General features: G+C 38.1%; 17 protein-coding genes, 1 tRNA gene and 1 pseudogene. 12 read left to right on the plus strand and 7 right to left on the minus strand.

The window, feature by feature from the left end; genetic code table 11:
• The first annotated feature begins 5 nt into the window (after positions 1-5).
• The gene (locus BM141_RS11695; RefSeq protein ID WP_221407672.1) at positions 6-866 is read left to right on the plus strand and encodes a polysaccharide deacetylase family protein; all 861 of its coding nucleotides are present in this window, start codon (positions 6-8) and stop codon (positions 864-866) included.
• 9 nt (positions 867-875) lie between these two features.
• On the opposite strand, the gene BM141_RS11700 is transcribed toward BM141_RS11695, so the two are convergent.
• Positions 876-3,497: a putative LPS assembly protein LptD gene (locus tag BM141_RS11700; RefSeq protein WP_091545459.1), complete on the minus strand. Its 2,622-nt coding sequence runs from the start codon at positions 3,495-3,497 to the stop codon at positions 876-878.
• A 264-nt stretch (positions 3,498-3,761) separates the two neighbouring features.
• On the opposite strand from BM141_RS11700, the gene BM141_RS11705 reads away from it, so the two are divergent.
• The 9 genes from BM141_RS11705 to rplL all read left to right on the plus strand — a co-directional run bounded on the left by BM141_RS11705 (position 3,762) and on the right by rplL (position 8,872).
• The gene (locus BM141_RS11705; RefSeq protein ID WP_091545462.1) at positions 3,762-4,547 is read left to right on the plus strand and encodes an N-acetylmuramoyl-L-alanine amidase family protein; all 786 of its coding nucleotides are present in this window, start codon (positions 3,762-3,764) and stop codon (positions 4,545-4,547) included.
• Positions 4,548-4,646: 99 nt separating this feature from the next.
• Complete coding sequence (locus BM141_RS11710; protein ID WP_091545464.1) at positions 4,647-5,576, plus strand: MlaD family protein; 930 nt, start codon at positions 4,647-4,649, stop codon at positions 5,574-5,576.
• Positions 5,577-5,657: 81 nt separating this feature from the next.
• Positions 5,658-5,730, plus strand: a tRNA-Trp gene (locus BM141_RS11715).
• A 19-nt stretch (positions 5,731-5,749) separates the two neighbouring features.
• Positions 5,750-5,941, plus strand: a complete 192-nt coding sequence (secE, locus tag BM141_RS11720; RefSeq protein WP_091545466.1) for a preprotein translocase subunit SecE — start codon at positions 5,750-5,752, stop codon at positions 5,939-5,941.
• A 44-nt stretch (positions 5,942-5,985) separates the two neighbouring features.
• Complete coding sequence (gene nusG, locus BM141_RS11725) at positions 5,986-6,558, plus strand: transcription termination/antitermination protein NusG (RefSeq protein WP_091545468.1); 573 nt, start codon at positions 5,986-5,988, stop codon at positions 6,556-6,558.
• 26 nt (positions 6,559-6,584) lie between these two features.
• Positions 6,585-7,028: a 50S ribosomal protein L11 gene (rplK, locus tag BM141_RS11730; RefSeq protein WP_091545470.1), complete on the plus strand. Its 444-nt coding sequence runs from the start codon at positions 6,585-6,587 to the stop codon at positions 7,026-7,028.
• Positions 7,029-7,141: 113 nt separating this feature from the next.
• Positions 7,142-7,840 (plus strand): 50S ribosomal protein L1, encoded by a 699-nt coding sequence (gene rplA, locus BM141_RS11735; RefSeq protein ID WP_091545472.1) that lies wholly within the window; start codon positions 7,142-7,144, stop codon positions 7,838-7,840.
• Positions 7,841-7,852: 12 nt separating this feature from the next.
• A complete protein-coding gene (gene rplJ / locus BM141_RS11740; protein WP_091545474.1) occupies positions 7,853-8,395 on the plus strand; it encodes a 50S ribosomal protein L10 in 543 nt (180 codons plus the stop codon).
• Positions 8,396-8,488: 93 nt separating this feature from the next.
• Complete coding sequence (gene rplL, locus BM141_RS11745; RefSeq protein WP_091545477.1) at positions 8,489-8,872, plus strand: 50S ribosomal protein L7/L12; 384 nt, start codon at positions 8,489-8,491, stop codon at positions 8,870-8,872.
• Between the two features lie 82 nt (positions 8,873-8,954).
• Here rplL and BM141_RS11750 read toward each other — a convergent pair whose 3' ends face one another.
• Both BM141_RS11750 and BM141_RS11755 read right to left on the minus strand, forming a co-directional pair.
• A complete protein-coding gene (locus BM141_RS11750; protein ID WP_091545480.1) occupies positions 8,955-9,167 on the minus strand; it encodes a hypothetical protein in 213 nt (70 codons plus the stop codon).
• Between the two features lie 123 nt (positions 9,168-9,290).
• Positions 9,291-10,652, minus strand: coding sequence for a lysophospholipid acyltransferase family protein (locus tag BM141_RS11755; protein ID WP_091545482.1), 1,362 nt, complete (start codon positions 10,650-10,652; stop codon positions 9,291-9,293).
• A 111-nt stretch (positions 10,653-10,763) separates the two neighbouring features.
• Here BM141_RS11755 and BM141_RS11760 point away from each other — a divergent pair, with 111 nt between their 5' ends.
• Together BM141_RS11760 and BM141_RS11765 are read left to right on the plus strand one after the other, a co-directional pair.
• Positions 10,764-14,528 (plus strand): DUF7149 domain-containing protein, encoded by a 3,765-nt coding sequence (locus BM141_RS11760; RefSeq protein WP_091545484.1) that lies wholly within the window; start codon positions 10,764-10,766, stop codon positions 14,526-14,528.
• A 145-nt stretch (positions 14,529-14,673) separates the two neighbouring features.
• A complete protein-coding gene (locus BM141_RS11765; RefSeq protein ID WP_091545486.1) occupies positions 14,674-16,155 on the plus strand; it encodes a DUF1501 domain-containing protein in 1,482 nt (493 codons plus the stop codon).
• A gap of 168 nt (positions 16,156-16,323) precedes the next feature.
• Here BM141_RS11765 and BM141_RS23555 read toward each other — a convergent pair.
• From BM141_RS23555 to BM141_RS22945, 4 genes and pseudogenes are all read right to left on the minus strand, one after another.
• Positions 16,324-17,094, minus strand: a pseudogene (locus tag BM141_RS23555) (formylglycine-generating enzyme family protein).
• Positions 17,054-17,416, minus strand: coding sequence for a hypothetical protein (locus tag BM141_RS11780; protein ID WP_091545494.1), 363 nt, complete (start codon positions 17,414-17,416; stop codon positions 17,054-17,056). The pseudogene BM141_RS23555 and the gene BM141_RS11780 overlap by 41 nt, the downstream one beginning before the upstream one ends.
• A gap of 9 nt (positions 17,417-17,425) precedes the next feature.
• Positions 17,426-17,668: a hypothetical protein gene (locus BM141_RS11785; RefSeq protein WP_091545497.1), complete on the minus strand. Its 243-nt coding sequence runs from the start codon at positions 17,666-17,668 to the stop codon at positions 17,426-17,428.
• Between the two features lie 238 nt (positions 17,669-17,906).
• A partial coding sequence (locus BM141_RS22945) for a hypothetical protein (RefSeq protein ID WP_394331680.1) occupies positions 17,907-18,223 on the minus strand: 317 nt, incomplete at its 5' end.

Consider the following 18,223-nt stretch of genomic DNA (forward strand, 5'->3'; position numbering starts at 1 on the left):
AAACAATGAAAATGAAGAATATAAAAGAAAAATTGTTGATTATTTGCTTGCTTTTTATTTCCTTTTATGCCCTCTTATATACTTTTAAGCCTTTTACCCACCAAAAAACTGTAAGATATTTGCAAGACTTTTCTAATTCCTCTTTTTCTTATCAAACATCTATGAACGGCGAGCCAAGCAATGAGGCGCAATATCTTTTTAAAAAAGAAATAGAACGCCAAGCCTACAAGTTCCCTGATGTATATTTTTTAGAGCAACCCGCCGCCAAACGCAAAAAAATAAAACAGATTGCCCTTACTTTTGATGATAGTCCAGATGATTGGTATTGCCCACAAGTGTTGAGAATTTTAGATAAATATAAAGTAAAAGCCACTTTTTTTCTGATAGCTAACCGCTTAAAAGCCTATCGGTATAACGCAGAAGCTATTAAAAACGCTGGTCACCTAATAGGAAATCACTCTTTTGCCCATCAAAAAATGACTGAAATGACAACGGAGCAGGCATTGGCAGACCTTGCTTTGGCAGAGCAAGAGTTTGTCAAGTATCTTGAAATCCAGCCCTTACTTTTTCGTCCTCCCTATGGAGTAATGACCGATGAGCAAATCATAGAGTTGGGTATTAGAAACTACAAGATAATTAATTGGTCTATAGATACTTATGACTGGGATACAAGCAGAAATAGCCCCGAAGAAATTTTGGCAAGAGTAGAAAAATACGCTCATAATGGAGGCATTATTTTATTACATAGCTCAGGCAAGGACAGGGAAAATACCCTCAAAGCACTTCCTTTGCTAATAACCTTTCTGCAAAAGGAAGGCTATGAATTGGTTACTTTGGATAAATTACTGTTAGTCAAGGCTTTTTGAGGAAATATTTTATCTAAAATACCAACTGTTTCTCCTACTCAATTTCAAATCTCTAAGCAAGGCAGATTTTACGTTGATATCAACTGTATAACCTGCTCTGGGTCCGAAAGGAATCCAAGTAGCCGTCATTGCCCAGCAGTGTAGGTCACGAGAGATATTGAACTGCGTAAAACTCAATGCCTGAGCTACAAAGTCATAGCCTGAGTTAAAGCCTATTTTCCACTTTTTAGTAATGCTGACATCTCCATTAAAATTCAAGGTCTGCACGATGTTAGACTTTGCAAATCCTTGCTTAGAATAGCTAAAATTATAGCTGATATTTAACGTCCAAGGCACATCAAACTCTACATAGAGATTGCGATTGGCATTGATAAAGGCTAACTCCTCTTCTGTATAGCGGCTGTCTTTGTATTCTTTTTTAGCAGAAGGTGGCTTAAAGTTAGTAGATATAGCCACATTGGCATTAGTCAAGTTGCCGATACCGTTGCCCGTCTGCCAAGCATATTTATCTACTCGTCTTTGTATAATATTTCCCGTAGTAGGGTTAATACTTTGCAATTCAAAGGTATAAGGGTCAAGCGTAGCCGAGAAATTAATATCTAATTTTTTAAACAATCTCGTTCTTGCATTCAAGGCGATGGGGGCGAGTTTGAAAGAGTCTGCTATCATGTTATAGCTGGTAGTAAAGCCAAAGTTGTCTAAAAGCATGATTTTTTCTGCGGGCTTCTTGGCGGCAGTATCCTCCTCAGATTTTCTCAATTTGGCTTCTAAAGTATTCGTTAGGTTGAAGCTAATAGTTCCTGCTTCCCCTCTGCGCGGTGTGCTGTAAATCCCATTGAAGCGAGAAATGGGGGCAACTATCTCTCTTGTTGCCTCGCCTACGCTGGTCAGTTGCCTTTTTTGAATAGGTACTTGCTGGTAAAAATCAAAAAAAGGTGAACTGAAGTCTGGAGTATAAGATAAAGATAGCGAAGGATTTATCACATGTCTGATGGCTTCTATTTTTTTAGACTTAGGATAGTAAAAAGCATACAAGCGAGTTTGCATACTCAGACCTCCGTTGTAGTCATTGAAGCGGGAAAAACCTCTAAGCGTATCTATTTGTACGGAATCTGATTTGATAGGAGTATAGCTATATTTTTCTGGATACCAAACCTCTTTGTAGGTAGCATTTAAGTTCATAGTGATATACTTCAGTACGGTAACAGAGGTACTTAGAGGGATATTATGCTCCATACCCATTCGGGTATTTTGGAAAATACGCGACAAATTTTGGAAGTTAAAAGCTACCGTATCTGCTCTGGTAGCTACATTAGCAAGTTTCACTCCTTCCGCAGAGGAGAAGCCACTACCGCCTTGGAAAAGGTTGGTAATCGTAGCCCTACCCGTCATATTGTAGCTAAAAGAAAGCTCAGAGAGTAGGGTTTTCTTCCCTGTTTTACTTTTAAATGGTTGCAATCTTTGCATAGTCAGATTGATGTCAGGAGCGACATCTACTATTTTGGTAATGATATTTTGTGTGTGTCGCAGGCTTGCACTAAAAGTAAAAGGAAGGGTAGGGAAAGTATAGGTATAGTTTACAGAGGAGTTGAAAGAAGACTGAAGAAAGTTATTGGGTTGAAAGGAGTTATTCCGATTAAAGCTATTTGTCCCAGCATTGACATTGGCACTAAACCTTCCATTGCCCTTGCTTTGAGGCGTATGACTCCAAGTAATATTAAAATCATTGACGATATTTGCTTCTAAACTTCCGGGGATTTCATTTACTCTGCGATTATAACGGAAGGCAAAATTCCCATTGAAGGCATATTTTTTTAAATAGTTAGATTGCATAGTAGCCCCCCAGCCACCGCGAGAGTGAATCTCTCCCAAAATTTGCATATCTACATAATCACTAATAGCAAAATAAAAACCGCCTTGACTAAGGAAAAAACCTCTCTCCCGCGTTTCTCCATATTGGGGCATGACAAAACCCGAAGCACGCTTTTTAGGTTGGGGGAACATGCCGAATGGGAAGCCCAACGGCAAAGGAATATCCATTAACTCCAAGTTAAACATACTCGCTACGACCAACTTCCCCGGAATTACCTTGATTTTCTTAGCCCGAATCCCAAAATGCGGGTGTGGAAGGTCGCAAGTAGTATAAATCCCTCTGCCCATGAAAAGGTTGTCATATTGGTCTTTCTTGACTCGCTCTCCTACTATAAATCCGTCCCCTTGTTTAGTTGTAATACTATTGATAACACCTTTAAGTGTTTTGAAGTTGTAGGTCATTTCTTTTGCCTTGTAATCTACTCCCTTATCAGTAAAAACAGGTAAGCCTATATCTTCATTTTTTACCGTATCTCTGCGACCTGTGGCTTTGACTATGCTTGTTTTCCAGTCTATTTCTATTTTGTAGGCTTTCAACGCAATTTCTCCATAAGTAACTTTGGCATCTCCATAGAGATAGACTTTTTGTTTGATAACGTTAAAGCGAATGGAATCTTTGGCAGAGTAAATAACCGTTGTTTTAATATCTCTGACTGGAATAGAGTCTTTTTTGATAAAGGTAGAATCTTTACTTGTATCATCCGCAGGTTCTGTTTGTGCGAATAAACCGTAGGTATGACAAAAACAACTAAAAATCAATAATATTTTTATTGAATATTTTAGTTTTTTACAAAGATTTGCTTTTTTTGTTAAAAAGTACATCAAAAATTACAATAGACATATTTTAAGGCTACAATATTAGCACTATGCAATTTTGCATACAAACAAGCATGTAAGATTTAACATAAATTATAGCTGAGATACAATTTTATTTATTCTTAATTCGTTAAAAGTAGGTGTGGCTCTACTTTAATAGCAATTGCTTTAATACTTTATAATTTAAAATTAACCCCTTTACTTCGCATGAAAAAGCAATTATTTGCAACTTTGCTAATAAGTTGCCTTGTATTAGCTTCTTATACGCCTTTGTGTATAAAACCCAACAAGTTAGGAAAGATAGTCATTGATGCAGGACACGGAGGAAAAGACCCTGGTTGTTTTGGCAAAAAACTACAGGAAAAAGATGTTTGTTTTGACGTAGCTATGGAAGTGGGTGCTTTGATAAAAACCTATTTGCCCGATATCCAAGTTGTTTACACCCGCACCAGCGAAAATCAGTTTGTAGAACTTAGAGAGCGGGCAAGGTTAGCCAATAGAGAAAACGGTGATTTGTTCATATCTGTCCATTGTAACTCGGCTTCCTCTGCAAACGTTTGTGGTACAGAAACTTACATCATGGGGTTAAGTAACATAGACGAAGATGATGAGGTCGCCCTAAGAGAAAACTCAGCAATTCTCAGTGAGATTAATTACTTAGAGAAATACGACGGCTTTGACCCTAACTCCCCTATGAGCCACATTATTTTAGCTAATTATCAAAATAATTTTCAAAACAATAGCCTCCGATTAGCTTCGTACATAGAAAACGAGTTTGTAGAAACCGCCCAACGCAAAAGCAGAGGGGTAAAACAAAGTAGCTTTGTAGTACTTTGGAAAACAGCCATGCCCAGTGTTTTAGTGGAAGTAGGTTTCTTGACTAATCAAGATGAGGAGAACTACTTAGAAGGGAAGCACGGCAAGAAAAATATCGCTTATGGCATTTTTAAAGCTATAGAAAAATACAAAAATGCAGTAGAAAACAAGAAATAAAAGCAATTGTTATTAACTTTGTAAAACCCTATTAGCATTTATAAACCCTAATAGAGGCTTAGCAGATATAATAACACTAACTTAATCATCTAAAAATCAGTGTCAAAAGAACTTAAAGTGGGTTTGCTCACAGTCATTGGCGGAGTAATCCTTTATTTTGGAGTAAACTTTTTAAAAGGATACGATTTCCTTTCTTCTACAGCTACTTACTTTGTAGTATATGATAAAATAGATGGCTTAGTTCCTTCTAACCCTGTGCAAATCAACGGGATGAGCGTAGGGAAAGTTATTGCTACGGAAATCTTGCAGAACCAAAGCAGTAAGATTTTAGTAGAGTTTGATTTGGACAAAAAGATAAAGCTAAATACAAACTCTGTGGCTATTCTAAAAGATAACGGGCTTTTGGGAGGGAAGATGATAGAAATAGTAGTCAATCAAGGACAAGCAATCAAGCAAGATGATACACTAAAAGCCAACATAGACCAAGGATTGATGGGCATGGTAGCTTCTAAAGCTAATCCCCTCATGAGTAGCTTAGATACTACCATCACCTCAGTAAATCAACTGCTTACAGAGTATAAGGGACTGAGCAGCAACATCAAAAATATTTTGAATAACTTAGAATCCACCACAGGCAATGTCAATCGCATTATGATAGATAATCGCCAAAGAATCAGCAATATCACGTCTAATTTAGACAAACTTTCTACCTCTTTGGTCGAAACAGAAAAGAGTATTAAACCGCTGATGAGCAAGATGAACACTATTGCAGATTCGGTCAATGCTATGAAACTTGCCAGCACCATGCAAGAGGCACGCAAATCTGTGGAAAATCTTAATGAAATGCTCAACTCCATGAAACAAGGTGAAACCCTCACTAAACTCATGGGCAACGATTCAGTTTACGTAAATCTGAACAAAACCATCGCCGATTTAGATAAGTTATTGGTAGATTTTCGCGAACATCCCAAGCGATACGTGCATTTTTCCGTCTTTGGCAGAAAGGACAAAAGTGAACCAAAGAAATAAGTTGAAATAAATTTTTACATAACAAATTGGATTATCAAAAAAATATTTCTACCTTTGCGAACCAATTTTGAAGGTAGTCTTACGGGTGTAGCTCAACTGGTAGAGTGGCGGTCTCCAAAACCGTAGGTTGCGGGTTCGATCCCTGCCACCCGTGCAATTAAAAAGTTAAGATAATGAACAAGATAATTCAGTTTGTCAAAGAGTGTAAAAATGAGATGGTAGAGCATGTAACTTGGACTAAGTACAAAGAGTTACAATCCCACACTATTTTAGTATTAGTTGCTTCCCTAATATTTGCAGTGATTATTGCTCTTATCGATTTCAGTTTTGATAAAGGATTGAAGGCGTTGTATGATTCCTTCTAATTTCCCTCTTTGCAGTTTAAATAAATAAAATTCATTGCTAAACCATGAGTGACTTAAAATGGTACGTGCTGAGAGTAGTAAGTGGGCAAGAAAAGAAAGTGAAATCTTACCTCGAGAAAGAAGTTTCTATCCAAAAACTTGAGGAATACGTCGCCCAAGTGCTTACTCCTTCGGAAAAAGTATATCAAGTGCGTAAGATGAAAGACGGCAAAAGTAAGAAAGTTGCTGTAGAGAAGAATATCTTGCCTGGCTATGTCATGCTTAATGCTAACTTACGACATGGGGAGGTACTTCATACCATTTTAAGCGTTCCCGGAGTATTAGGATTTTTAGATTACGATAAAAACGTCCCTAATACGCTTCCTAAACCGATGCGAGAATCTGATGTGAGCAGAATACTTGGCAAAGTAGAGGAGGCTGACGAACACGAAATCAAACACGATGTAACCTACCACGTGGGCGAGATAGTCAAAGTAATGAATGGACCTTTTAACGGATTTTCAGGTGTAGTCGAGGAAGTTTTTGACGAGAAAAAGAAATTGAAAGTAATGGTCAAAATCTTTGGTAGAAATGCCCCTGTAGAACTGAATTATATCGAAGTAGCAAAAGAAGAATAGTTTACGTAAGAAGATATAGAATAACAATGGCAAAAGAAATTACAGGTTACGTAAAGTTACAAGTAAAAGGCGGTGCGGCAAATCCAGCACCCCCTATCGGACCTGCTCTTGGTAGCAAAGGTCTGAATATCATGGAGTTTTGCAAGCAATTTAATGCACGTACACAAGACAAAGCAGGTCAAGTATTACCAGTAGTGATTACTGTTTACTCTGACAAGTCTTTTGACTTTGTAATCAAAACTCCTCCTACACCCGTATTGATTTTGGAAACAGTAAAAGCTAAGTCTGGTTCTGCTTCTCCAAATCGTACTAAAGTAGGCTCTCTTACTTGGGAACAAGTAAAGAAAATTGCAGAAACAAAAATGCCTGACTTGAATTGTTTTACAATAGAGTCAGCCATGAAAATGGTAGCAGGTACAGCTCGAAGCATGGGCGTAACTGTTACAGGAAAAGCACCTTGGGAAAACTAAATGTAAAGAAAATTTGCTTTTGATAGTGAGTCAAATTTGGGATTGTTACTACCAGATAAGCGAAAGCTTCCATTCGCACTGATTCATTAACAAAGTAATTTAAAGCGAGTAACATGGGAAAATTAACTAAAAAACAAAAAGAAGTACTTGGAAAGTACAACCCACAACAAGAATACTCGTTGGACGAAGCGGTATCTTTGGTCAGAGAACTAAACTACGCTAAGTTTGATGCTTCTGTGGATATAGATGTACGCTTGGGGGTTGACCCACGAAAATCTGACCAAATGGTGAGAGGCGTAGTCGCTTTGCCACACGGGACAGGCAAACAAGTGAGAGTATTGGTACTTTGCAGCCCTGATAAAGAGGCTGAAGCCAAAGAAGCTGGTGCTGATTATGTGGGTTTAGATGACTATATAGACAAAATTGCTGGTGGCTGGACGGATATTGATGTCATTATCACTATGCCAACAGTAATGGCGAAGGTAGGTAAACTGGGGCGCGTGTTAGGTCCGAGAGGTCTGATGCCAAATCCTAAATCGGGTACAGTTACTATGGAAGTAGGGAAAGCAGTGAAGGAAGTAAAGCAGGGTAAAATTGACTTCAAAGTAGATAAGACTGGTATTATTCATACTCGTATAGGGAAAGTTTCTTTCTCTCCTGAAATGATTAAGGACAATGCACGCGAATTGATTAACGTAATAGCAAAGTTGAAACCTGCGGCAGCCAAAGGTACTTACATTAAAAGTATTTTTATGTCAAGCACCATGAGTCCAGGCATCAAAATAGACAAAGCAAGCATACCGGGACTATAAACGAATTGAACTATGACGAGAGAAGAAAAAATTCAGATAGCTCAAGAGTTGAGTGAAAAATTGGCAGCAGGACAAAACTTCTATATTACTGATGCCTCTGGTATGAATGTCGCTGAAACCAATGCTTTCCGTAGGATGTGCTTTGAGAAAAACGTAGAGTACGTAGTGGTTAAAAACTCTTTGATTAAGAAGGCTTTAGCTCCACTTGGTGATTTCTCAGCATTTGACAAAGAGGTATTGAAAGGGTTTTCAGGCATTATGATTTCCCCTGACTCAGCGAATACTCCTGCAAAGTTGTTAAAAGAGTTTAGAAGCAAAAATCCTCGCAAAGACAAAACGGTGAAGCCTTTGTTGAAGGGAGCTTCTATCAGCAAAGATATTTTCATTGGCGAAGACCAATTAGAAACCTTAGCTACCTTGAAATCTAAGGCAGACTTACTTGGTGAGTTGGTCGGACTATTGCAATCTCCTGCGAAAAATGTTATTGGTGCATTGCAAAGTGGTGGAAATAAAATTGCTGGTGTACTTAAAACCCTTTCTGAAAGGGAAGGATAATTTTAACACTTTGATTCCCTGCGATTAAGCAGATACTTATTTTTATTATTTTATTTTAAATTTATTGTTGGACAAGATTAAATTTCAATAAAAATGGCAAACTTGACAGAACTTGCAGAACAATTGGTGAATTTGACTGTAAAAGAAGTAAATGAATTAGCAAAAATTTTGAAAGATAACTACGGCATCGAGCCTGCGGCAGCGGCTCCTGTAATGGTAGCTGGTGGTGCGGCAGCGGGTGGTGCGGCGCCTGCGGCAGAGGAGAAAACTTCTTTTGATGTTATCTTGAAATCTGCTGGTGCTAACAAATTAGCGGTAGTTAAATTAGTAAAAGATTTGACTGGCTTAGGCTTGAAAGAAGCTAAAGACTTAGTAGATGGCGCACCAAAACCTGTAAAAGAAGGTGTGGACAAAGCAGCTGCTGATGATTTAGTGAAGAAATTACAAGAAGCAGGTGCAGAAGTAGAAGTGAAGTAATCTTTTACTTTTAGATACAATAAAGTTCAAAATAAATAGGCTAACAACTGCGTTAGCCTATTTTATTTTTATATAGAATGTTTTATGTGGTCTTTTCTTGCTTCTTTTTATGAAAAAATAAAGTATAAATCAGCAGAACAAAAACCGAAACAAATGGTAATAAAGCACTGATAAGGAACCATTTTTTGAAAGATTGTTTGAGCGTAGTTTGTGCATAATATGCCGCAACGGGCGTAATTACCAAATACAAAAAAATAAGCATTGGGTAGATAGCCACTAAGCCATTGAGTACCATAATTTTAAAAGATTTGTAAAAAAAAATAAAAAATAGTAAGAGTATATTATTGTTAAAATAGGCTGGCTTACTAATTTGGCGTTTTAGTTTCTTAACATATACGTAATATTTGGCATATTTGTTCTAAAAATTCTCTGTTTTCTGTTTCGCTCCCAGGCTTTCTAAATATTCTTGTTTTGCTTTTTCTAATTCCTCAATAATTCCTTTGCGCAAATCTAAAAGTAATTGAAAATCAGGATTTTTAACCAAATTGCTGATTCTCCACTTTCCTATCAAATCCAAAAGATAAAACCAATATCGGTAAGTGAAAAAACCTGAGAGTACAAGCGAAGTCAAGTAGGCAAATAAATAACCTCCATGTGGAATAAAATGATAAAATCCCCAAGCATAAACTGTATAAAAACCAAGAAAGGTGAAGATTCCAAAGGTGATATTCATAGGGGCATGATATGTAATGTCTTTGGTGATGGCATGGGTAAAAATAGCAGGCAGTTCATAAGGTAAAAGATTGTGTATCAATCCATAGAGGTACAAAGGGAAGCCCAGTAAAGTAGTCAAAACTCCTTTTATCTTTGCCTTTTTGTCTAAGATAGGCTGTACTATCAAGCTATCACTCAGTTTGTACTTTTCTAATAAACTAAAATACTGATGGATATTTGCCTGCAAGCTATCTACTCTTTCTGGTTGCTTTGCTTCAAAGTAATGCACTGCTTCTGCAAAATACTGGGCTACCACAAAAATTTGCTCCGTTTCAGCACTTGGCAAGTCCAATTCCTTTCTCAACGTACTCGTGTAGAGCCTTTCTATTTTTTCTACCAACTCATCTATTTCCTTATTTTCAGTAACAACTATCATGGCTTCTAAGCGTTCTTTTATTTCATCAGTAAGTTGTTGGACTGTTTTTATGCTGTCTTGGAGATAGCTTTCTTTGTAATCTTTTACTGCAATTGCCTCGTCAAAACTCACCATAAGGCGACTTCGAAATTTGCGAGGGTTGGTATAGTTAATCCCTACACAAACAATCTTGACATCAAGAGCAAAGTCATTTTTTGCCTCTGCTCCTAAGGCAATGCGTGCCGTACCTGTTTTGATTTTGCGGAGTTTGCGTTCGTTTTCGCTCGTACCCTCAGGAAAAATAATGATTGCCCCTTTCTTTTCTAAAAGCTCATAACAGGCTCTAAATGAATCCTCATTTTTTATAGAAGCGACTTGGCTGTCTTGTTGGCGATAGATAGGAAGGGTATAGAGACGGCGAAGCAACCAAGCAATAACAGGGACTTTGAAAATACCTCCATTCGCCAAAAAATGAATTTTCCGTGGGACAAACAAAGCCCCAACTAATGGGTCTAAAAAGGTGCTTGGGTGATTGGCGGCTAAGATAAGCGCACCTTTTTTAGGGATATGGTCTATATTTTTCAAATGTATAGACTTGAAAAACACACGAATGGCTATCAAGACGATAAGGCGAAGAAGATGATAAAGCATAAATTGGGCTTTTAATTTTTATCCCAATTTAGTAAACAATTTTTTGTCATAGTTAATCTCTTTCTTTATTTTTGATTAGCAGATTACGTGAGGCTCAAATGCAAACTTAAGATGATTTTAAAAGAACTAACGCCACGAAAGGCACTCAACAAAGCCTTTTTGAAATTAAAACCCAGCCGAACTGAAATTGACAATTTTAAAACTAATCTCATTACTTTACTCGAGAGAGTAAATGATACTGAGAGCGAGGAATTTCATAAAAACTTGCTCATCGATTTTCTCAAGAAAACCTATTACGACCCTCACCATTTCCTCAATACCAAAGGGCGAAACGACTTGGTTATTCACAATGGCAGCACCGCTAAAAGCCCTGTCGGCGTAATCATTGAAGCTAAAAAACCAAGCAATAAAGTAGAAATGCTCACAAGAGATAATATCAACAAAAAAGCCTTTCAAGAGTTGATTTTGTATTACTTGCGAGAAAGAGTTACTCACAAAAATTTGGAAATCAAACACTTGGCAGCTACTAACATCTATGAATGGTTTATTTTTGATGCGATGTTGTTAGACAGACTTTTTGCCCAAAACAAAAACCTTGTCAAGCTATTCAATGATTTTGAAGCAGGACGTTTGGCAGATACCAAAACCGATTTCTTCTACAAACAGGTTGCCGAACCGTTTATTGGCGAGATAAGCGCAGAGATTGAATTTACTTATTTTTCATTCCCAAGAGTTAATTCGGGGGCTATAGATGACAACGACCTGATACCCTTGTTTAAAATACTGTCCCCAGAGCATCTTTTAAAACTTCCCTTCGCCAACGACAGTAACAGCCTTGACAAACGCTTTTACAGCGAGTTGTTGCATATTATCGGCTTGACAGAAATCAAAGAGGGGAACAAAAAGCTGATTGAGCGAAACAAAGCAGGCGAAAGACATACAGGAACAATTTTGGAAAATGCTGTCATTCAGTTAGATAGCTTGGACAAAATGAGCCGATTAGAAAAACCAAGCCAATTTGGGAAGACAGAGCAAGAAAGGCTTTTTAATGTGGCTCTTGAACTGAGCATCACTTGGGTAAACCGCATTTTGTTTTTGAAACTATTAGAAGCCCAACTCATCACCTACCACAAAGGCGATGCGTCATATTCGTTTCTTCACTCCGACAAAATTAAAAGTTATGATGACCTAAACAGTTTATTTTTTCAGGTTTTGGCTCGCCAACACGATGAGAGGAACGAAGAGGTAAAGAAAATTTTTGAGAAAGTGCCGTATCTCAACTCATCGCTTTTTGAGCCGACAGATACTGAACAACAAACCATTTTTATCAGCAATCTTAAAGATAATATAAACATTCCGATTTTTTCGCAAACCGTGTTAAAAGACCCGCAAGGCAAAAAGAGAACAGGCAAGCTAAATACGCTACAGTATTTTTTGGAGTTTTTAGATGCCTATAATTTTGGAGCAGAAGGCAGTGAGGAAATTCAGGAAGATAATAAAACACTGATTAATGCTTCGGTTCTTGGTTTGATTTTCGAGAAAATCAATGGCTATAAAGACGGCTCATTTTTTACACCGGGTTTTATTACTATGTATATGTGTCGGGAAACTATCCGCAGAGCCGTAGTGCAGAAATTTAAGGAAGCTGGCTACCAACTTTCCGAAAGTTTGGAACTCTCGAGAAGTTTGACCGAAATTTATAATCAAATCAAAGACATTAAAGAAGCTAACAAGATTGTGAATACCCTTAAAATTTGCGATCCTGCGGCAGGTTCGGGACACTTTTTGGTATCGGCACTTAATGAAATCATAGCAATAAAAAATGACTTGGGTATTCTCTGCGATTTTGAGGGCAGACCTTTAAAAAACTATTGGGTAGAAGTGGTAAACGATGAGTTATTCATCACAGAAAAAGAAACGGGGGAGGAGTTTTGTTATATTGCACCAATGCCGAGAACTGAAAAAGCCATCAAACACACATTTGGCGGGGATACATCTAATTACAAAGCAAGCCAACTGCCTGAAAGACAAGTAGTCCAACAATCTTTGTTCAAAGAGAAACAAGCCATTATAGAAAACTGCCTTTTTGGTGTGGATATCAACCCTAACTCAGTCAAAATCTGCCGTTTGCGTTTGTGGATTGAGTTGTTAAAGAATGCTTATTATTCCCCTGAAAGCAATTTTACCGAGTTGGAAACCTTCCCCAATATCGACATCAATATCAAGTGTGGGAACTCATTGGTAAGTCGTTTTGCTATCGATGCTGATTTGAGCAAGTCTCTTAGAAGTCTAAAATGGGACATCAAAACTTATCGTCAGCTTGTCCAATCCTATCTCCATGCCACCGATAAGGAAGCCAAGCGTGGTTTTGAGAAACTTATCAATGACATCAAAAAAGATTTCAGCATACAGATAAGCAACAGCGACCCCAAAAAAACAAGACTTTCCAAACTGGCTTATGAGTTATACAACCGTTTTACGGGCATGATGCTTTTTGAGCCAGAAGTACCCTATGGCGATAATAAATCAGATAAAAATCTCGAAGCGAAAAGAAAAGAAGAACAGGGCAAAATAGAGGAAGAAATGGAAAAGTTAAGGCGAGAAATAGATGAAATAGAGAATAACAAAATTTTTGAAAATGCCTTTGAATGGCGTTTTGAGTTCCCCGAAGTGCTGAATGATGATGGCGATTTTGTAGGTTTTGATGTAGTGATTGGCAATCCGCCGTATGGAGTTTCTATCAAAGAAAAAACTGAACGTGAGTATTTAGTTTCAAATCTTTCAAAAGTTCCAGACTATGAAATTTATTATTGGTTCATCAATAAAGGGCATCATATTTTAAAACAAAATGGGATAATTTCTTATATAATACCAAATACCATTCTGTTTAATGTTTTTGCACAATCTTATCGCTTGAGTTTGTTTGATAATTGGACAATAAATGAAATATTGGATTGTACAAACTTCAACATTTTTGAAGATGCTACAGTAAGGAATATCATTTTTCAATTCATAAAATCCGACAGCAAAAAGAACACACTTGGATACAAAAACACGGCTAATATTGAAAATTTTGAAAATCTCATAAGCTGTAAAACTCTAACCATATCAAAAGAAATTGCAGTAAGTAATATTCAAAATTGGGGCTTGGTTTTTAAATTAGACAGAGAAACCTTAAATGTTGTAGAAAAAATAAGAAGCGAGAAAAAACCATTAATAGAATTATTCCCAGAAACAAGTCAGGGTTTAATTGCTTACGATAAATATCAAGGACAAAATGCAGAAATAATTAAAAACAGAGCATATCATCATTTTTCAAATCCAAATAATAAGTTCAAACGTTGGCTTTATGGAGGAGATATTACCAGATATTCTGTTAAATGGAACGGGAAAGAGTTTATTGATTATTGTGATGGTATTGCAAATCCAAGAGAACCTAAATACTTTAAAGGGAAAAGGCTATTAATTCGTGAAATCACAAATCCAAGAATTTTTTCAGCAATTACAACAGAAGAATTATACAATGATCCTGCTATCATTATAGTAAAAGAAAATCCAAAATCATATCCCATAGAATGTTTACTTGGAATTTTCAACTCTAAACTTGCAACTTTTTATCATTTTAATTCTTCACCAAAAGCAACAAAAGGTGCTTTCCCAAAAATTTTGGTATATGATGTAAATAATTTTCCACTGCCAAAAACAATTGACAAAGTAACACAAGAAAAAATTGAAAATCTTGTGAACCAAATCTTGACTAAAAAAGCGGAAGACAATTCTAATGACACTGCCGACTTAGAAAACCAAATTGACCAATTGGTGTATGAGCTTTACGGCTTAACGGAGGCGGAAATCAAGATGATAGAGCAGTCTTGATTTACAAATGCCTCCTAAGAAACAATAATGAGAAACTTTGTTGAATTTGTGCTTTTTATTTATATTTGTTGTAATTAGGCAAATAGAAGATTGTTAAGTTACTGCCTTTGCCAAAATTCCTTTGATTACTGTAATCCAATACGTCATGAACGAGTCATACTTTGAGTCTTTGCAGTCTTTGACCCGCCGTCATTTCCTTTGGGAGTGTGCCGCAGGATTGGGCGGGATAGCCCTTTCTTCTCTTTGGGCTTGCTCCTCGCCAAGCAGTAAAGTAGCTGAAAAGCAGTTCCAACGCAATCTTTCAAACCCTTTTGAAGTACTCCCGCCTCACTATCCCGCCAAAGCCAAAAGAGTGATTTATATTCACTGTGCGGGGGCGCCGTCCCAGTTAGAACTCTTTGATTACAAGCCCGAACTGCAAAAATTAGACGGCAAAGATTGCCCTCCATCTTTGTTAGAGGGTAAGCGGTTTGCTTTTATCAAAGGCGTTCCCCAAATGCTTGGGCATCAGGTCAGCTTCAAGCAATACGGTCAGTCTGGGGCATGGCTATCTGACCATTTGCCATATTTGGCTACCCAAGTAGATGAAATCGCTTTTTTGAAGGCAATGCACACCGACCAATTCAATCATGCTCCTGCCCAGCTACTGATGCAAACAGGTCATGCACGGCTTGGCAGACCGAGCATGGGGGCATGGGTTACTTACGGATTGGGTTCTGAGAATGCCGATTTGCCGGGGTTCATCGTCCTGCTCTCGGGTGGAAAAGCCCCCGATGCGGGCAAGGCAGGCTACGGAAGTGGCTTTTTGCCCACAGTTTACCAGGGCGTAGAGTGTCGCTCCAAAGGAGAGCCTGTGCTGTACGTTGAGAATCCACAGGGCATGGATAGAGAACTCAGAGGCGAAACCATACACGCTATCAATCAAATCAATCAAGAGCATTACCAAGCAATGCAAGACCCTGAAACCATTTCTCGCATTGCTCAGTACGAAATGGCTTTCAAAATGCAGGTGTCTGTTCCTGAGGTCATGGACATCAGCAAAGAACCCGCATGGGTGCATCAATTGTACGGTACAGAAGTCGGCAAATCCTCTTTTGCCAATAACTGCCTGTTAGCAAGGAGATTGGTAGAAAAAGGAGTGCGTTTTGTGCAGTTATTTGATTGGGGTTGGGACTCTCACGGCAACGACCCGACCAATGCCCTGAATAATGGTGGCTTTGGCAATTTGTGCAGAAACATCGACAAACCTATTGCCGCTCTGCTCCAAGACTTGAAAATGAGAGGCTTATTAGAGGAAACCCTTGTAGTTTGGGGGGCTGAGTTTGGAAGAACGCCTATGCAAGAAAACAGGGAAGGGAAAAAAATGCCTTATGCCGGGCGCGATCACCATACAGAAGCGTTTACGTGCTGGCTGGCTGGCGGAGGGGCAGAAGGGGGAACGAGCATTGGCGAAACTGACGAGATAGGCTACTACGGCATCAAAGACCGCACAAGCGTTTATGACTTGCAAGCCACTATCCTACACCTCTTGGGCATGAACCACGAAAAACTGACCTATCAGTTCCAAGGTCGTAACTTCCGCCTGACCGATGTGCATGGGAAGGTAATAGAAAAGGTGGTAAGCTGATATACCTTTGACCTCTATACACCTGTCAGGTCTTTGAGACCTGTCAGGTGTAAAAAAAAATCCCGCTTCGCGGGAGATAATTTTTAAAAGAAAAAAGAATAAAAAGGCAAAGTAAAAAGCTCTGCTTTTTACTTTGCCTAAAAGGGTAAAAGCGTAAGAGAATAAAGGTTAATGTACTGGGAGAACAAGCCGAAAACCGCTGCCGTAGTTCCTAATATAGTCCCAACTACGGAGAGCAAGACGGCAATAGTCAGCGCTATTGACCCAAGAGCCGCCACGAAGAACGTGATGATTATCTGGATTTTTTACGGTATTCACAGGATTTTTCGCGCCCGCGCTTTTTTCATAAAAATTCGCATCGTACCAGTCCTCGCACCATTCCCAAACATTACCGCTCATATCGAGAATCCCCAATTCATTAGGTTTTTTTAAGCCTACTTCGTGGGTAGTTTTATCTGCTTTTTCATTGCCATACCAAGCCACTTCGTCTATGTCATTGCTCCCAGCATACATAAAACCCTTGCTTTGATTACCTCCTCTTGCCGCATATTCCTACTCTGCTTCGGTAGGGAGGCGAAATTTTTTGCCTGTTTTTTGATTGATTCTCTCTATAAATACCTTTGCCTCCTCCCAAGAGATAGTTTCTACGGGGAGTCTGTCTCCTTTGAAATGACTATTACTGTCTTTGTCCATAACGGCGTAGTACTGCTCTTGGGTTACTTGGAATTTACCTATATAGAAACTATGTAAGGTAACTTTGTGCAGGGGCTTGGCATTTTTTACATCATCATTGTCTGCTCCATCTCTGCCTCTCTGATAGCCCATGTCAAAGCTACCGCCTTCTACGTATATCATTTCGAGGTTTATTTTGTCTGTGAGGGGGATGGTGAGGTTTTTATTACTGCTTGCTGATATAGCTTGAGGCAGGGAGAGATTCATTACTTTGGCAATCGCTTGTGCTTGGCTTGATATAGATGCCTTGTGGATAGCTTTTCGTGTAAGCCTCAAGCATGGCGTTGATTTTTTCTGTATTGCTTTGCCAGATTTGATGCTCTTCTAAAAGGGCTATCTGTTTCTTGGCTTGGGCAATGAGGTCGGTTTCTTGGGGAAAGTCCCTCATAAAAGCCTCATATACATTGATTTCATCAGTTCCTTGGGCTTCTTCCCATGCTTGGGCTACCTGCTCCCGATAGAGCAAGGCTTGTAGTTTTTCTTTTGCTTTGGCTACAGTCTTTCCTTGGTAGCGTTCAAATCGCCCCAAGTGGGTTTGTCATTCTTGGATAGTATTTGCCTTGCTAAAAGAGGTTTCTTGTTTTTCTTCTAAGTCCTCAAATTTGTAGTTGATGTATGCCTTCAAGCGTTTGGCAAAATCATATTTTATACCATAAATAAACTCCTCTTGTAGGTTTTTGTAAGTATTATCATTGAGTTTTAGCTTTTTCAGTTCCCCAAATAGTTCAGGAATATCATTTTCATTTAATAAATCCAATAGTTTATTTCTGAGTGAATCCATAGTCGTCTATCGGTGATGTAAAAATTCATTTCCTCAAAAATAAAAAAAATCTGATTCACAACTACTTGCCAATCAAATTTTTTGAAATTAAAACCGTTACTTTCACGTCTTTTGTATATACTGACTTTCCTTTCCAGAGAGAAAAAGTAATAGCGAATGTATTTTTTCCTTATCAAAGCTATTTTGTTGGATTTGAGTATTTAGCGAAAGTAAAAAATGATGTAACCAATTGTGCTAGTTAAAATATAAAGTTTTTTATATCTAAGATAGGTTGTTGAGTTATAAAGTTTAAATAAATAGCAAAAGTTAGGGATGTTATTTTTGCGATAATTCTATTTGTTAGTCCCCAAGCACTCTTTGCACGTGTATATTGTATGTTAAACTGCTCTGTCAGTATTGAGTTTACTGTTTCAATGGTTTTACGAAAAATACCAAGAAATGCTTTTTCAGTAGCAGTATTAGCTACTTGGTTTGCTCTATTTTGTATAATTAGCTCATAATCAAGTGTATTCTCAAGCCTTTTTCCCAACCCTACATACCCTTTATCGCCAATAG

Origin of the sequence: Thermoflexibacter ruber, from assembly GCF_900113045.1 — a bacterium.
Lineage (GTDB): Bacteria > Bacteroidota > Bacteroidia > Cytophagales > Thermoflexibacteraceae > Thermoflexibacter > Thermoflexibacter ruber.

Coding starts and splice junctions, on each gene's coding strand:
- BM141_RS11695 (WP_221407672.1), top strand. CDS start 6: ATGAAAATGAAGAATATAAAAGAAAAATTGTTGATTATTTGCTTGCTT.
- BM141_RS11705 (WP_091545462.1), top strand. CDS start 3,762: ATGAAAAAGCAATTATTTGCAACTTTGCTAATAAGTTGCCTTGTATTA.
- secE (WP_091545466.1), top strand. CDS start 5,750: ATGAACAAGATAATTCAGTTTGTCAAAGAGTGTAAAAATGAGATGGTA.
- nusG (WP_091545468.1), top strand. CDS start 5,986: ATGAGTGACTTAAAATGGTACGTGCTGAGAGTAGTAAGTGGGCAAGAA.
- rplK (WP_091545470.1), top strand. CDS start 6,585: ATGGCAAAAGAAATTACAGGTTACGTAAAGTTACAAGTAAAAGGCGGT.
- rplA (WP_091545472.1), top strand. CDS start 7,142: ATGGGAAAATTAACTAAAAAACAAAAAGAAGTACTTGGAAAGTACAAC.
- rplJ (WP_091545474.1), top strand. CDS start 7,853: ATGACGAGAGAAGAAAAAATTCAGATAGCTCAAGAGTTGAGTGAAAAA.
- rplL (WP_091545477.1), top strand. CDS start 8,489: ATGGCAAACTTGACAGAACTTGCAGAACAATTGGTGAATTTGACTGTA.
- BM141_RS11750 (WP_091545480.1), bottom strand. CDS start 9,167: ATGGTACTCAATGGCTTAGTGGCTATCTACCCAATGCTTATTTTTTTG.
- BM141_RS11755 (WP_091545482.1), bottom strand. CDS start 10,652: ATGCTTTATCATCTTCTTCGCCTTATCGTCTTGATAGCCATTCGTGTG.
- BM141_RS11760 (WP_091545484.1), top strand. CDS start 10,764: ATGATTTTAAAAGAACTAACGCCACGAAAGGCACTCAACAAAGCCTTT.
- BM141_RS11765 (WP_091545486.1), top strand. CDS start 14,674: ATGAACGAGTCATACTTTGAGTCTTTGCAGTCTTTGACCCGCCGTCAT.
- BM141_RS11785 (WP_091545497.1), bottom strand. CDS start 17,668: ATGGATTCACTCAGAAATAAACTATTGGATTTATTAAATGAAAATGAT.